Raw genomic sequence first — 15,948 nt, 5'->3', positions numbered from 1 at the left:
GTAGTCTGCCTTTTTATGGTTTAAATATCTTATATAAAACGTTTGGTTTTATAAAATTCTTATCACTTTAACGCCTTGTAGCCTTAGAATATACAGCCTTAACGCATTAAGGTTTGTACCCCATTGCTACTTGCCTTTAATAAAACATCGGCTTGATTGGCCGCAAAGATACCGTTGCAGACTACTCCAACGATATTGTTTAGTTGCTGTTCCAGTGCGCTTGGATCACTAACATCTAAGTCATAAGTATCCAATATAACATTACCATAATCGGTAATAAAGTCTTCACGATATACTGGTTCTGCACCCATCTGTGCTAACTGCCTAGCCACATAAGATCGTGCTTGTGGCAATACTTCGATAGGGACCGGGAACTCGCGCCCTAATATCTCGACGCTCTTACTGTCATCAACCATACAAATGAATTTTTTTGAGGCGGCGGCGACTATTTTTTCACGAGTCAATGCGCCACCACCGCCTTTAATCAGTTGTAAATTGGCATTAACTTCATCGGCACCATCGATATAGACATCTAGAGTACCAGCAAAGTTTAAGTCGATAATATCAATGCCAAGCGCACGCAGCTTGTCTTCGGTCACTTGCGAGCTGGCAACCGCACCGGCTAGCCTGATTGTAGGTAATAATTCAATCAGACAATTGACCGTACTACCTGTCCCTACACCCAATATCATATCTTCTTCTATGTATTGTAGTGCGGCTTTGGCAGCGGCTTGCTTTTGTGCGTGCTGATCACTCATGATAGGTCCTTGGCGGAATAGAAGTGGGATGAATGCTGTTGGCGAATTCCTGGCTATTATAACTGATAGCGATAAACGATGGCTACGCTTGATGTCAGCTCAATCTTCTAACGAACCCACTATGATAAATAATTTTGTGCGCAAACCTTGCAACATGATAGGAATCAGCATAATCTAATCTATTTATTTTTTATACTAACTTATCGCCTGTTAATTCATCACTGAGATTAGGAACCACTATGCTGTCACATTGGGTACGAGCTATTTTACAAGCCACTGTTTATGATGTTGCCATCCAAACCCCACTTGAGGCTGCACCTAAGCTTACCCAGCGCTATAACAATGACATTCGCCTAAAGCGTGAAGACTTGCAGCCGGTTTTTTCCTTCAAATTACGGGGTGCTTATAACCGTATCAGTCAGTTGAGTGAACAACAAAAAGCGCGCGGCGTTATTTGTGCTTCAGCCGGTAACCATGCTCAAGGCGTCGCCTACTCTGCTCGCAAGCTTAATTTAAAAAATATTATTGTGATGCCAACGACTACTCCTGATATTAAAGTCGATGCCGTTAAAGCACTTGGCGGTAATGTTGACTTATATGGCGACAGCTTTGATGAAGCTAACCGCTATGCCATTGGCCGTGCTGAGAGGGAGGGACTAACCTTTGTACCGCCATACGATGACGAGCTAGTGATCGCCGGACAAGGTACTATTGGCCTTGAGCTGACTCAACAATGGCGTAATATGGATTATGTCTTCGTAGCAGTAGGTGGTGGCGGTCTTATCTCAGGTATTGCTGCCTTTTTGGGCGAAGTAGCGCCACACGTCAAAGTTATTGCTGTAGAAGCTGAGCAATCCGCTTGTCTAAAAGCTGCTTTGGAAGCTGGTAGCAGAGTAAAACTCGAACAAGTCGGCTTATTCGTCGATGGAGTAGCAGTTGCTCAAATCGGTGAACTGCCTTTTGATGTTGTGCGTATGCAAAAGAGCGATAACTCAGGGCCAGTAGTAGAGCCTGAAGTGATTACTTGTACTAATGATGAAGTCTGCGCGGCTATCAAAGATGTATTTGAAGAAAACCGCAGTATCGTCGAGCCAGCTGGCGCATTATCTGTTGCTGGCATGAAGAAATATATCAAAGCTCATGACCTACAACATAAAAACTGCGTAGGCATTATCTGCGGCGCTAATATGAATTTCGATCGCTTGCGCTATATTGCTGAGCGTACTGAAATTGGTGAGAAAAAAGAAGCTATCTTTGCGGTCACTATTCCCGAAAAAACAGGGGCATTTTTAGATTTCTGCCGTAGCTTGCATGGTCGTAACATCACTGAATTCAATTACCGTGCTGATAACAGACAGTCACCAGATTCAATGGACCCTGCAGCAATCTTCGTCGGCATCGCTTTAAAAGAAGGCGAAAAAGAGCAGCAAATTATCAGAGCGCAATTATTGGAAGATGGCTATACCGCTCATGACTTAACCGATGATGATATCGCTAAATCTCATATTCGCCATCTGATTGGTGGCCATGCTCATGTAGAGAATGAACAACTATTAAAGATTTCTTTCCCTGAGCGTCCGGGCGCTTTGCTTAGCTTTTTAGAAAAGCTGGGCAATGATTTTAATATTACTTTATTCCACTATCGCAATCATGGGGCTGCCGAAGGTCGAGTGTTAGTAGGCTTGCAAGCTTCAGAGAGTAACTCACGCCAGCTACAAGATGCCCTTCTTGATATCGGCTATGACTGTACTTTACTTAATGATAACATTGGCTATCGATTATTCTTGAAATAGTCTTTGAAAACAGCTATTTATATAAATATTTTAGGTTTGAATAAGTCTAGTGGATATAATTTTTATAAATTCGCTAGGCTTATTTTTAAGTTATTAATGCTAAGAGTTTAGATTAGTAATAATTCATCATTATTTTTAATAAAATGGATTTTTGAAAAGCAGCCCCTCTTTTAATTGCTAAATAAAACACCATTATGAATATAGTTTATTGATATCAGTGAGGTTTTGATGAAAAAACATAATAAAAATCATGATCAGCCTAGTCATAGTCAACCTAATGAAGTACGCATGCGTATCGATAAGTGGCTATGGGCAGCGCGTTTTTATCGTACTCGTAACCTTGCTAAAGAAGCTATCGAAAGCGGGCGCGTACATTATGCAGGCAGCCGAGTCAAAACCAGTAAAGAGATTGCTGTTGGTGATGAGCTGCAGATTCGTCAAGGCTCTGCGACAGCTATGACTGAGAAGACGATAATAGTCGAAGCCTTAACTGTGCAACGTGGCAATGCAACTGCGGCGCAAGTGTTATATTCAGAAACTGAAGAGAGTGAAGAACGCCGAGCCTACTATGCCGAACAGCGTAAGCTTGCTAACCTTGCTCGCCCTGACAATAAGCCCAACAAAAAGCAACGTCGTGATTTGCAGCGCTTCAGAAATGATCAAGACTAGCTTAATGTCTGTTATTGGCAATTTGTCTAGTTAATCCTCTATATTTTTAATACCCTGTCTATTAGAACCAACTGTTTTAATGGACATCATTTTTTAACCGATAGACTTTTTTAATTAACAATATTAACTATCTAAGTAGTTTAGGCCGTTCATCATTCAATACTATGGACTATTAAACCGGTAATTTTGCGCTCTCAACAAGCGCTATAAGTGACGCAATTGATTGCTAGCTATCCTTGCCATTGTTAGTATTAACCGTTACGCTAGGCATTCAATTTTAGGCTGGCAAGCCGCCTTATAGAACTCGGTTATTTGCCGTCTATTTTTTATAATGATTAGGGCTTGTTAAACATGCCTAAGTCTCAATAGGTTACTTTATGCTGATTAAAGCTTCTGCCCCCTCTTCTGTACTATTGGTTTGTTTAGGGAACATTTGCCGCTCGCCTACCGCCGAAGAGATATTTCGTCAGCAGACGGCGATTGCTGGACTGGATATGAAAGTTGATTCTGCTGGTACAGGCGATTGGCATATAGGTCACTCACCTGACATACGTGCGCAGCGTCATGCTAAGTCTAATGGCTATAACATTAGCAAGCTAATAGCACGTCAAGTGACTAATGATGACTTTACTAACTTTGATCTTATCTTAGCTATGGATGCGCAAAACTTAACAGATTTGCAGCTGATAAAAGATAGCATTGAAGCCAGTAATGGCGCATTAAAAAAACCACTGGCACGGCTAGCCTTATTCAGTGAAGAAGACCCTACTTATAGTGGCGATGATGTCCCAGATCCCTATCAAGGTAACGCCGATGACTTTGAAGAAGTTATCAGACGTATTGAGTCGAGTTCTCAAGCTTGGATTGAGAGTTGGAAAACCAGTTAAATTCAATCCTGTTCAGCACTTCTGCATTGATCCTTACTGAGTCAGCGCTTATTGTCATCACTGCATTTAATACTAGAGTGCTATAGTTGTTCTATCAGCGCTCTATTTTTTGCAGGGTATATACGCCACAATAAGCTGCAAAACTCACCTCGATAGCGCAGAGTTATGAAGGGCGCTATTTTATTTTACACCGTCTATATAACAATCGACGTTAGCATTTTTACTTATCGAACAGGTCGCCTTATGATCACTGCTTTGTGCTCTGACTCTACTGCTCAAAACATCAGCACTGATGCTGATTTGTCACAGCTCAATACTATGGCATTAGCTTGTGTGGCTGATACTGCAGTGCTTCTCCATACTGAAACTCAACTCGACGAATTTATGGCCAGCTATGCTATAGGTAACCAGGCGGCGCAGTCGTTATTAGTGTTGTCTGGTGGCAGCAACGTGCTGTTGCCTGATCGACTAAAAGCTATTGTATTACGGCCTTTAATGACTGGTATTACTGTACTACATAGTAGCGCAGAATATGTCGATATCGAAGTAATGGCTGGTGAGAACTGGCATGACTTAGTCGTTTATACTGTCAATAAAGGCTGGTATGGACTGGAGAATTTAGCCTTAATACCAGGCTTAACTGGTGCAGCCCCAGTACAGAATATTGGCGCTTATGGCGTACAGCTAGAAGACTGTATGCTGTCTGTACGCGCGTATCATCTACCCACTCACACTTGGCATGACTTGTCAGCGGCTGACTGCCAGTTTGGCTATCGCGACAGCATATTTAAACGCACTCCCAACACTTGGCTTATCAGTCGGGTAAGCTTTCGACTGCATACTGATGCCACTAAGGTTTCTGCTAGCTATGGCGATGTAAAAACCGTCGCACAAGATTATGCTCAGCAGCAAGGACGCCTGCATCCTTCGCCACTAGATGTTATGAAGGCTATCATTGATATTCGTCAGTTAAAACTTCCAGACCCTAAACAGCTACCCAATTGTGGTAGCTTTTTTCAGAATCCAGTCATTGGGCAAGCACAATTTACTGAGCTAAAAGCTAGCTATCCTACTATCATCGGCTACTTATTACCTGATAACAAAGTTAAAGTAGCTGCCGGTTGGTTGATTGAGCAAGCAGGACTGAAAGGTGGCGGTATCGAGCCTATCCTTACTCATCAGAAGCAAGCCTTAGTGCTAACCAATCACCGCCCCTATCTAGCTACTCAAACTGAGGTAGCTCGAGCTCAGGCCTATATTGCCGACTCTATTTATCAGAAATTTGCCATAACTTTAGCGCGTGAGCCTGTATGGGTTGATGCCGATGGGTCAATTGGATCCAGCGACCATGAAGTCTAAATCCCTTTGGTCGCTGCGTTTATGGCGCTATTATCTGCGTTCAGCTGAGCGTACCATCAAGATATTTCGTATTATTAATATTACCTTTGTGCTCGGCTCTACTATTATTATCATTGTCCTAATCAGCTTATTTACTCCTTTGTTCTCAAGAGCAGTGGTTTATCTATTGCAGCATTTGCCGCTGCCTACTATGAGGGGGGCAGCGATGAGCTCACCTCCGACTGCCTATGTAATACTTGGTGGTGGCCTGACCAACGATGCTGATAACGACATTATATTGAATCGTTATAGTCTTAGTCGGGTACGTACATTAGCTAGCGCTTATCATGACTTGCCTCTGCCTGTGGTGCTTAGTGGTGCTGAATCACCTTGGATGGGACAGTGGCTTATGGAACATGGTATAGATGGTTTAATCAGTGAAAATGCTAGTATGAATACTTGCGAAAATGCCCGATTTACCGCCAAACGCATCCCGCTACATCATATTTATTTGATCACCGATAGCTATCATATGGCACGTGCACGACGTCAGTTTGCGCTCAACAATATAAATAGCACGCCGATCAATGCGCCCCTACCTTTGCCTCGTGATTGGATGCAACCGGCACAGAACTTAAGTCATTCAAGACGTGCTGTTTATGAAATTGCCGCTTATTTACGTGATGTATTACGTCCACAGTCTAACTGCCGTAGCGCTGAAGAAGTCAGTATTCAGCAGCTACTAACCCCTAGAGGCAAGGCTGCCAAACCTCTGTCTGAAACTCTACTCTAGGCAAGAGACTTCTTTTACTTAGCTCATTTCATCAATCAGTAGATAATAGGCGTATAATACAGATTATCACTTATAGCTGAACGGCTATCCAAAAGGACTACTATGCTCAGTATATTCTTGTTAATACCTTTGAGCTTGATGCTATTTGTAGTGGCTATTTGGGCGGTGCGCTATGCGGTCAAATCCAATCAGTTCGAGGATTTAGACAATGCCTCGCAGCGTATTATCCTAGATGATCGCCAAGAGCGTCGCCAGACTATGCAAATGCATACAGCAGCTACTGATAAAGATGTTGACTCTAATACTCAACAATCCACTTTGCAAAACAACGCTATTCAGCCAAAAAAAGCTGATACTGATAACGATTAGCTGCAATATTGCTCCTACCACACTAGTTTATGATAAGAGATATGCTCTATGACTACTGCTTTACTGATCGCGGCATTATTTATGGGGTTTTTTGGTTCGCCCCATTGTTTAGGTATGTGCGGCGGACTAGTAGCTGCTTTTAGTTTATCCATGAAAGACGTCAGCCCTGCCAAGCGCCGAGCTTTGATTGCCACTTATCATATTGGTCGTCTGCTCAGTTATGCCTCTTTAGGATTGATTGCTGGTCTTCTAGGTACTGCCGTATTAGCGCCGTTAATGGTAGGTAATAATATTCCACGGATTCTACTAGGGTTAGTCTTAGTTTTCGTTGGCATGACTATGCTTGGCTTGCCCTTCTTGACTAAGCTTGAACGCTTTGGCATGCGCTTTTGGCAGGCGCTAGCCCCTCTACGCAAAAAGGTCTTCCCTCTGACTACTTTCCCACGAGCTTTGACTGCTGGTCTATTGTGGGGGTTCTTACCTTGTGGTTTAGTATATGGTGCCCTACTCATCGCGGTTGTCGGTCATGATCCCTTGACTGGTGCTGTATTGATGTTTGTCTTTGGTTTAGGTACCGTCCCTATGTTGGTGGCTACTCACAAAACTGTAGGCTGGATGCGCAACCAAATTGGTCGTTTGCGCTTGCGTCAGTTGAATGGTGCTATCATGGTAATATCAGGATTGGCAGTCGTCGTCGTACCTTTGGCTATGACTACTATGCATGGAGGCCATGATATGTCTTCTATGTCTGACTCACAAATGGCAGATATGCCTATGCATCAGGGCATGGATGCAACTATGGATCATAGTAACCATAATATGCCAGCCGCTGCTGATGCTAAGCAAGATATGGACCCGAATATGGATCACAGCATGCACGATATGACTGATGGCAGTATGACTAAAGACCATATAAATAATGAAAAATAAATACTTTAACTTCTATTACTCCTCTCATAAACAATAGCTGCAAAAAGTAATATCTCGCAAAACAACAAATTTAAAAAATAATTTTAAAAAGCCCTCAACGTCATCAGCAACGTTGAGGGCTTTTTATTAGGTTAGCGACTGGATTTAGTTTTCAATACCCATAGATTACTATTCTTGCCACTGCTCAAGAGTGAACTTAGTATCCAAGTGCTTCTCAAGGGCTGGTATATTAAAGGCATCATCCTCACTAACGAAACTAATACTAATACCTGTCTGCCCAGCTCGACCAGTACGACCAATACGATGGACATAATCGTCTGGCTGATCAGGTAAAGTATAGTTCACTACATGACTAACATCATCAACGTGGATACCACGTCCAGCTACGTCGGTAGCTACTAAGACTGTGGCGTGACCATCCTTAAAACGCTGTAAATATTTTTCACGTTTTTGTTGGATCACATCCCCTGATAACATGACTATATTATACGCTTGACGTAGCTTGTGATATAAGCGCTTAACTTGATCCTTACGATTGGCAAAAACGATTACTTTTTCTACATCCTTGTCATTAATAATACGTTCCAAGGCGGCCAATTTCTGACTCTCTGTTAGTAAATAAAAGCGCTGATCGACTAGCTCGCTAGTCTTATGCTCAGGCTCAATCTCCACGAACTGGGGTTCGTGTAACCAGCGATAAGCCAAGTTCATAACATCTTGATTAAAAGTGGCAGAAAACAATAAGCTTTGACGCTCAGTATTGGCAGGCATACGCCCTACTAAACGCTTGATATCAGGAATAAAGCCCATATCGAGCATACGATCTGCTTCATCAAGCACTAGAACTTCGACTCGATCAAGGTAGACCATACCTTTATTCATAAGATCAATTAGGCGTCCAGGAGTGGCGATTAAGATATCAACATAGTGACGCTCTAGCTCGTGCTGTTGAGTCTCATAGTTAGTGCCACCCATAATACAAACACTGTGTAGAGAGGTATATTTGGTTAGCTGCACACAGTCATCAAAGATTTGCTGAGCCAGCTCACGCGTAGGAGCCATAACTACAGCACGCGGCTCGCCTAGATAGCGTTGCTCATCACTAGTAAATGGGCGATTAAGCAGCGCTTCCATGATAGTAATCAAGAACGTGGCTGTCTTACCAGTACCTGTTTGCGCTTGTCCAATGGCATCTTGATGAGCCAGTGTGTGTGGCAATATTTGCGCTTGAATAGACGTCAGTTCAGTAAAGCCCAAATCACTAACAGCACGTAATGTTGCATTTGAGAGTGGCAAATCGGTGAATGTGGTAAAATTACTCAAAAGTTTTCCTTATTTATTCAATAGGCTCGTTAAGCCCTCGTAGCACTTATCTAACGTAGCGCTTACTTAAAACCAAAAAAAGCCGAGCCCAACTGTCTGTAGATCATTAAAAAGGCAGCAATCATTGCTACCTTTCTAAACTAAGACAGGCTCGACACAGTAGTATAGCAGTAGTTTAGGCCAATATTAGGGCAAAACGGCTATAACCACTAAATAGATTATTCTTCTACTTTTCTAACTTCTTCAGCTTGTAAGCCTTTTTGACCTTCGACTACATTGAACTCAACTTTTTCGCCATCTTTTAAAGAGCGATAACCATCACCTTGAATAGCGCGGAAATGGACAAAGATATCTTCACCGCTATTGCGCTGAATGAAACCAAAACCTTTTGAATCATTAAACCACTTGACGATACCTTGTTCGCGATCTGACATAATATTACTTCCTAAAACAGTGCTTAGCCCCAAATTCCTTTGCAACATTGCATATAAACGGGGTCCAAGATCATAAAATAAAAACTTAGTAATGCTTACTTAAAAATAACTGACTTTAAATAAACACCTCAAAAGTTATAGTGACATCTGCTTTTATCATTAATAAATTAATATAAACAGCTTCTCAATAATGAGACGATATGTCCTACCGCATTTATTATTGACCGCTTGGCCCTTTAAATACTGGCCCACATCTTGTCAGTAACAAACTTGCAATATTTATCGCATAAAAAATATCATAGCACGGGTTTTTAGTAACATAAAGCCTTTTAACATGATTTAAGATGAGTTAGTAAATTTTCCTGTAATTTTTTTATGCTTGGCTAATTGAGCTGTTATCATAAGCAGTCACAAAGGCAAATGGCCCTTACACTGCTCTCTGGCCCGTTTATTTATTTAATGACTGATAATAATAACAATTATCCCTTACTGCTCTGTTTTGAGACTCTAATGATCGTCTTTAACGCAACTGAAGCATTAATAGACGCTTTCAAATAGCAAACTTACTTATAACCCACTCGATAGCACTGTATGGATACTGATATGCCCAAACTAAACCAAAAATTACTGTTAATCAACGGCGTCAACCTCAACCTATTGGGCAAACGTGAGCCTGAAATTTATGGTCATACTACTTTGACGCAGATTGAGACCGGTTTAACGACTCTTGCCGCGGAGCATAATATTGAGCTGATTTGTATTCAGTCTAATCATGAAGGCAAGCTAGTCGATGATATCCAGAATTATGGCTTACTTACTGGTGCTAAGATGCAAGTGGATGCCATTATTATCAATCCTGCTGCCTTTACTCATACTTCAGTTGCTATACGAGATGCGTTATTGGCAACTCAGAAGCCATTTATTGAAGTGCACTTATCTAACGTCCATGCTCGTGAGAGTTTTCGCCAACATTCTTATTTGAGTGATGTGGCTGTGGGAGTTATCAGCGGTCTCGGCTCACTAGGTTATCAGATGGCCTTAGAGTACTGGCTAACTAACTTATACCAGCTAAACTTAAAGCCCTAATTAACTTGATAACTTACTACTGTACTGATGCTGCATTGGTCCTGTACTAGTTCCGCAGTGAACTTGCACTGAACTCTACTAGTCAATTGGCTAAAGGCTGACTAAACTAGCTGAGCAATTGAATAATGGCTAACTAAAAAATATCTTAGTTTGTCCTTGCAATGATCTTGCTAGGTCTGCACTTATATAAAGCGCAACCCTTAAAACCAATGGCTTAAAATTAGCTCTATCAAACCTAGGTATTGCAATGAGTTTAGCGCTACTAAATAAACGGTATGCTGCAAGCTAGCAACTCTATAATTAACAAACCTCTATATGGTGATATGAATGGCAAAGTCGTCTGGAAAACGCTTTATGAAACTCGCTGGTATGACTGCAAGTATCGCAGGTAAAGCGGCGAAAAACTCATTAAAGCACCTCTCTAGTGACGAAGAGAAGCGCTTGCAAGCACGCTCAGAATTGATGCAGGATGTAGGTATTCAGATCGCTGAAACCCTCGGCGAGATGAAAGGTGCGGTAATGAAAGTGGGTCAAATCGCATCGCAGTATAAAGATGTGTTTCCACCTGAAGTGGCAACAGCACTGGAAAAACTGCAAAAAGATGCGCCCCCTATGCCTTATTCACAGATCAAAGCACAAGTTGAGCGTGAGCTAAAAGCACCTATCAGTGATCTATTTATCAATTTTGAACAGCAGCCTTTTGCCGCAGCTTCCATTGGCCAAGTGCATAAAGCCACCTTACCTTCTGGTCAAAAGGTAGTCGTAAAGGTTCAATACCCTGATGTCGATGAAAACTGTGATAGTGATCTAAAACAAGTACGTATGGCGTTAAAGATAGCCGGCGTCCTTAATATGAGTCGTGAATTACAAGATAAGCTGTTCAATGAAATTCGACAAAGTCTACATGATGAGCTTGACTACACTAAAGAAGCTCATAACCTACAAGTATTTGGGGCTTTTCATGCCAATGATGATGGTCTTATTATTCCTAAAGTGATCGATAGCCATTCAGCTAGACGCGTGCTAACTTTGACTGAAGAAATGGGCGAATCTCTTAGCGTAGCGGCAACTTGGGATAATAATATCAAGCAAAAAATTGCCACACGCTTATTTCATTTTAGCGCCGGTCAGTTGTTTGGCTTATATCGAATGCACTGTGATCCGCATCCTGGCAACTTTGCTTTTCGAGAGGATGGTAGTGTGATTGCTTATGATTTTGGCGGTATTCGTAGCTATAGCGACAGTGAAGTAAAGCTATTTCGCCGCTTTGCTCAACATGCTGTGTCGAGCGATGTTACGGCTCTTGAGCAAGACTTAATCGCACTTGGTGTTCGCCGTGATGACGACAAAGACGTTCCCGGTGAGTTTTACCAGACTTGGTTAAGTATCGGCCTTAAACCGTTATCTGTCCCCCCTTACCAAGAAGGGCCGTTTGACTTCGCTCATAGCCAAGTACACCATGAAGCTATTACCCAAATGCGCAGCTCATTAAAGTACTTCGGTCAGTTCCAGCCTTCAGCGACTACTATGATGCTCGATCGCACGGTATCAGGACAGTATTGGAATTTAGTCAACTTAGGAGTAGAGATTGATCTGTCATCATTGGTTGTCGAATATCTTGATAACCCTTGATAACCCTATGTATCGATGATAATCATCGCAACTGAGCTAGCCACAACTCTATAGTGATGAGAGTATCGTTCTATTAGTGATGCTTTATTGATGTGATAAAAAACATTAATAAGCATTAATAACTAGCATGACTATTATCTATAATTGTTGATAATGGCCTATATATGCAACGCATGACCACAGCGATCACAAAACTCGGCATTTATTGCATGACCAAATTTACCACAGTTAGGACAAGCAATAGGATTTAGCTGTGGGCGCATATTACGTGCCAGCTCAGCAGTAAAAATACCTGTCGGTACGGCAATGATTGAATAACCCGTTATCATTACCATAGATGCAATCGCTTGCCCGATTGGGGTTTTAGGTGACATATCACCATAGCCGGTGGTAGTTACTGTCACTACTGCCCAGTAAATAGATACAGGTATACTAGTAAAGCCATTTTCCGGCCCTTCTACTACATAGATAATAGAACCAAAAATAGTCACTAACAGGACCAAAGATAAGAAAAACACGGTGATTTTTTGTTGGCTAGTTTTCAGTGCAGAGGCCAAAAATCCGGCTTGTTGCATGTAGGCTTTAAGCTTAAGTACTCGAAATACCCGTAGAATGCGCAATATTCGAATGACTAATAGATACTGTACGCCTACGAATAGCAGACTTAAATAGCTCGGTAATACTGATAGTAAATCCACTACCCCAAAGAAGCTAAACATATAACGAAAACGATTGGGGGCAGAAAATAGTCTCAACCCATATTCAATAGTAAATAGAATAGTAAAGAACCATTCTGCATAAAAGAATATAGTGCCGAATTGCAAGCGCATATATAATACGCTGTCAAGCATTACCACCGACACACTAGCTAAAATGGCAATTAATAATACAATATCGAAAAACTTACCCGAATGAGTATCAGTTCCTTCAATAGTAATATGAATGCGATTGCGCAAATGGGTGATGGCTTCAGTAGTCGGCTGCTTCATAGAATAGTCAGTAATCTCATAATATCAGAGTCTTGATGATATTGAATGATGTGAGTGGTCATCGATAGTCATGACCCATTTCAATAGGTCATAGTGGTCAAAACACCCAAAAGTGGTTTATAATATTGAGCACTTTTATTGATAACGGCAATTGTATTGTGAGCTCATTTGCCACAGTGTAACAAAAAACCGCTTGCAACAATATACAAATCGTTAACTCAAGCGTAAGCTTGTGAAAGCAATAAGCACCACCATTGCCCTTAGATTAAAAATATAACTAATGCCTCAACACTTATAAGGCTATCTAAGCGTCTATTATTATTTGTATAAGTATTTTTATAAGTATAAATATAAACGTCACTATAAATATAAAACCTCGATACTGTTGAGCTTTTATAATTAACTATTATCGCAAATGAATTAGTCGCCTCTCCTGACCTCGCATTGAGTAAGGCAGACGTCTTCTAAATAAAGTAAGGATATCGTATGGCAGGTCATTCAAAATGGGCAAACATTAAGCACCGTAAAGCCCGTCAGGACGCGGTAAAAGGTAAAGTGTTTACTAAGATTATACGTGAAATCGTCTCAGCAGCTAAGCAAGGCGACCCTGATCCTGATAAAAACCCACGTCTGCGAGCGGTCATCGAAAAAGCGCTGTCAGTCAACATGACTAGAGATACCATCAATCGAGCAGTTGATCGTGGTACGGGTGGTGGTGACAATGAAAATATGGAAGAAGTTAACTATGAAGGCTACGGAATCGGTGGCGTGGCCGTATTAGTGGAAACCTTGACCGATAATCTCAATCGCACTGTTAGTGAAATACGCCATGCTTTTACTAAGCATGACGGCAATCTAGGGACTTCAGGCTCAGTGGCTTACTTGTTTAACAAGCGCGGCGAGATTAGCTTTGATGACGTTAGCTTAGAGGATGAAGTCATGCTAGTGGCTCTCGATGCTGGTGCAGTAGATATTGAGAACGATGGTGAAAGTCTGTTGGTTATTACTGAAGTAGAGAGCTTTGGCTCAGTAAAAGATGCCCTCAATGCAGCGGGTCTTATCTCTAATAATGCTGAAGTAACTATGTCACCAGCAACTACTGCGGAGATTGATAACCTTGATGATGCCGAAAAAGTGATGAAAATGATTGATATGTTAGAGGACATTGATGACGTGCAAAACGTCTATACTAATGTGAATTTCTCTGATGCTATCATGGCAGAGCTTGAAGAGTAATCGTTGCCCTGCAACAAAAAAAGCCAAACGTCTATAAACGTTTGGCTTTTTTTATAATCATCTTTAGTCAATAGTCATTTTACAGCCTACAACTAACCCCTTCCAGAGCTAGCAAATACTGTTTTTTATCTAAGCCACCGGTATAGCCACCAAGCTTACCGTCACTGGCGATAACTCGGTGACAAGGAATGATAATGCTTAGCGGATTTTTGCCATTAGCATTAGCAACCGCCCGAAACCCTTTAGGATTATCGACATTTTGTGCAAGCATGGCATAACTAATGGTTTCGCCATACTTGATATCAAGCAAAGCTTGCCAAACTTTTTGTTGGAATGGAGTACCTAGGCTAGTATCAAGCGGCAAATCAAAGGCTTGACGCTCTCCTTGTAAATACTGCTGCATTTGAGCAATAGCCGTCAACAATAATTGCTGCTCTAGATTACTAGGATCTAACTGTTGCACCGATATAAATTCAACCTTCAAGCCAGCGAGATTATAGCGCTTTGTCAAAGTACTCAATTTTATACTGTCCTGCCAGCTCTCATCTGCTAGTAGCCAAGTACAGCAGATAAGCTTTGCCGTACCGTCTATTGTATGACTGGCCATCAATAAAGAAGACTGAGGGAAAGCTACTTGAGCTTGACCTTTGCCCGCTAACACTATGCTGGTTATGATCATAATCTTCATCCCTATTGATGATAAATGAACAGCTTGTTAAACGTTGACTAGGCTACTAAAATTAGACATCATCAGTTTCAAACAACGCAGCCACAAACTGTTTAGGACTAAAGGCGCGTAGATCATCGATTGACTCACCAACCCCGATATAACGAATAGGCACATCCGTGGTTTCAGCGATATTGAATACTACGCCTCCTTTAGCCGTCCCATCTAATTTAGTAATAGTAATCCCTGTTAGAGGAACCACTTTATTAAACAGCTCCACTTGATTAATAGCGTTTTGACCAGTGCCTGCATCGAGGACGATCATGCCTTCGTGTGGCGCAGTAGGATCAGCTTTACGCATGACACGCACTACTTTTTCTAATTCATTCATAAGATAAGTTTTATTCTGCAAACGCCCAGCAGTATCAGCAATCAACACATCGATATTTTTTGCTTTGGCTGATTGCATAGCATCAAAAATAACTGAGGCACTATCAGAGCCGTGACCTTGTGCCACCACCGGAATATTATTGCGATCTCCCCAAATCTGTAACTGCTCAGTAGCAGCGGCTCGGAAAGTATCACCAGCGGCTAGCATCACTGACTTGCCCTCACCTTGCAGACGTTTGGCAAGCTTACCGATAGTAGTCGTTTTACCTACCCCATTGACTCCAACTACCAAAATAACAAAAGGCTGTTTGCTGCTGTCTATCACTAGCGGAGCTACTTTAGGAGTGAGAATATCAACTAGCTCATTTTGTAACGCTTTATATAATGAGTGGGCATAGATCAAATCACCACGATTGGTTTGTTCAGTCAAATTTTTAATAATACGATTAGTCGCATTGACCCCAATATCAGCAACCAATAACTGATCTTCGACTTCTTCTAACAGCTCATCATCGATTTCTTTACCACCGATAAGTATATTGACCATCCCACCGGCTAAGTTTTTACGTGATTTGGACAGTCCCGACTTCATGCGATTGAACCAGCTGCCTTTTTGTCGACCTTGGGGTTCATCGCTCTGTGCTGCCTCACTCT

At 41.7% G+C, this 15,948-nt stretch carries 16 protein-coding genes; 10 read left to right on the top strand and 6 right to left on the bottom strand.

Annotated features, from left to right (window positions below):
• Positions 1 to 98 precede the first annotated feature (98 nt).
• Positions 99 to 758 (bottom strand): ribose-5-phosphate isomerase RpiA, encoded by a 660-nt coding sequence (rpiA, locus tag KPY62_RS00420; RefSeq protein WP_216580330.1) that lies wholly within the window; start codon positions 756 to 758, stop codon positions 99 to 101.
• Positions 759 to 997: 239 nt separating this feature from the next.
• Here rpiA and ilvA point away from each other — a divergent pair, with 239 nt between their 5' ends.
• From ilvA to KPY62_RS00385, 7 genes are all read left to right on the top strand, one after another.
• Positions 998 to 2,551 (top strand): threonine ammonia-lyase, biosynthetic, encoded by a 1,554-nt coding sequence (gene ilvA / locus KPY62_RS00415; RefSeq protein ID WP_216580329.1) that lies wholly within the window; start codon positions 998 to 1,000, stop codon positions 2,549 to 2,551.
• Between the two features lie 228 nt (positions 2,552 to 2,779).
• A complete protein-coding gene (locus tag KPY62_RS00410) occupies positions 2,780 to 3,220 on the top strand; it encodes an RNA-binding S4 domain-containing protein (protein WP_216580328.1) in 441 nt (146 codons plus the stop codon).
• 377 nt (positions 3,221 to 3,597) lie between these two features.
• Positions 3,598 to 4,107, top strand: coding sequence for a low molecular weight protein-tyrosine-phosphatase (locus tag KPY62_RS00405; RefSeq protein ID WP_216580327.1), 510 nt, complete (start codon positions 3,598 to 3,600; stop codon positions 4,105 to 4,107).
• A gap of 243 nt (positions 4,108 to 4,350) precedes the next feature.
• On the top strand, positions 4,351 to 5,466 hold the full coding sequence (gene murB / locus KPY62_RS00400) for a UDP-N-acetylmuramate dehydrogenase (RefSeq protein WP_216580326.1): 1,116 nt from the start codon (positions 4,351 to 4,353) through the stop codon (positions 5,464 to 5,466).
• Positions 5,456 to 6,238 (top strand): YdcF family protein, encoded by a 783-nt coding sequence (locus tag KPY62_RS00395; RefSeq protein WP_216580325.1) that lies wholly within the window; start codon positions 5,456 to 5,458, stop codon positions 6,236 to 6,238. Before murB ends, KPY62_RS00395 begins: the two co-directional genes overlap by 11 nt.
• A gap of 102 nt (positions 6,239 to 6,340) precedes the next feature.
• Positions 6,341 to 6,607 carry a cbb3-type cytochrome oxidase assembly protein CcoS gene (gene ccoS / locus KPY62_RS00390; protein WP_216580324.1) on the top strand — a complete coding sequence of 89 codons (267 nt, stop codon included), beginning with the start codon at positions 6,341 to 6,343 and terminating at the stop codon, positions 6,605 to 6,607.
• Between the two features lie 48 nt (positions 6,608 to 6,655).
• Positions 6,656 to 7,537, top strand: a complete 882-nt coding sequence (locus KPY62_RS00385) for a sulfite exporter TauE/SafE family protein (RefSeq protein ID WP_216580323.1) — start codon at positions 6,656 to 6,658, stop codon at positions 7,535 to 7,537.
• A 168-nt stretch (positions 7,538 to 7,705) separates the two neighbouring features.
• On the opposite strand, the gene KPY62_RS00380 is transcribed toward KPY62_RS00385, so the two are convergent.
• Together KPY62_RS00380 and KPY62_RS00375 are read right to left on the bottom strand one after the other, a co-directional pair.
• On the bottom strand, positions 7,706 to 8,860 hold the full coding sequence (locus KPY62_RS00380) for a DEAD/DEAH box helicase (protein WP_216580322.1): 1,155 nt from the start codon (positions 8,858 to 8,860) through the stop codon (positions 7,706 to 7,708).
• A 218-nt stretch (positions 8,861 to 9,078) separates the two neighbouring features.
• A complete protein-coding gene (locus tag KPY62_RS00375; RefSeq protein WP_201622061.1) occupies positions 9,079 to 9,294 on the bottom strand; it encodes a cold-shock protein in 216 nt (71 codons plus the stop codon).
• Positions 9,295 to 9,897: 603 nt separating this feature from the next.
• Here KPY62_RS00375 and aroQ point away from each other — a divergent pair.
• Both aroQ and KPY62_RS00365 read left to right on the top strand, forming a co-directional pair.
• Positions 9,898 to 10,380, top strand: a complete 483-nt coding sequence (gene aroQ, locus KPY62_RS00370) for a type II 3-dehydroquinate dehydratase (protein WP_216580321.1) — start codon at positions 9,898 to 9,900, stop codon at positions 10,378 to 10,380.
• Between the two features lie 327 nt (positions 10,381 to 10,707).
• On the top strand, positions 10,708 to 12,012 hold the full coding sequence (locus KPY62_RS00365; protein ID WP_216580320.1) for an ABC1 kinase family protein: 1,305 nt from the start codon (positions 10,708 to 10,710) through the stop codon (positions 12,010 to 12,012).
• A gap of 158 nt (positions 12,013 to 12,170) precedes the next feature.
• Here the strand turns inward: KPY62_RS00365 and KPY62_RS00360 are convergent, their stop codons facing one another.
• Entirely contained in the window at positions 12,171 to 13,001 is an 831-nt protein-coding gene (locus KPY62_RS00360) for an ion transporter (protein WP_216580319.1), read from the bottom strand.
• A 486-nt stretch (positions 13,002 to 13,487) separates the two neighbouring features.
• Between KPY62_RS00360 and KPY62_RS00355 the strand changes: the two genes are divergently transcribed.
• A complete protein-coding gene (locus tag KPY62_RS00355; RefSeq protein WP_216580318.1) occupies positions 13,488 to 14,237 on the top strand; it encodes a YebC/PmpR family DNA-binding transcriptional regulator in 750 nt (249 codons plus the stop codon).
• Positions 14,238 to 14,316: 79 nt separating this feature from the next.
• Here KPY62_RS00355 and KPY62_RS00350 read toward each other — a convergent pair whose 3' ends face one another.
• Together KPY62_RS00350 and ftsY are read right to left on the bottom strand one after the other, a co-directional pair.
• Positions 14,317 to 14,916, bottom strand: a complete 600-nt coding sequence (locus tag KPY62_RS00350) for a methylated-DNA--[protein]-cysteine S-methyltransferase (protein ID WP_416384019.1) — start codon at positions 14,914 to 14,916, stop codon at positions 14,317 to 14,319.
• Between the two features lie 61 nt (positions 14,917 to 14,977).
• Complete coding sequence (gene ftsY, locus KPY62_RS00345) at positions 14,978 to 15,886, bottom strand: signal recognition particle-docking protein FtsY (protein WP_216582967.1); 909 nt, start codon at positions 15,884 to 15,886, stop codon at positions 14,978 to 14,980.
• Positions 15,887 to 15,948: the final 62 nt, after the last annotated feature.

It is taken from the genome of Psychrobacter sp. TAE2020 (assembly GCF_018919485.1).
Classification (GTDB): Bacteria; Pseudomonadota; Gammaproteobacteria; order Pseudomonadales; family Moraxellaceae; genus Psychrobacter.
The sequence above is the reverse complement of the archived record's forward strand: the minus strand, read 5'-3'. Positions and strand labels throughout refer to the sequence as shown.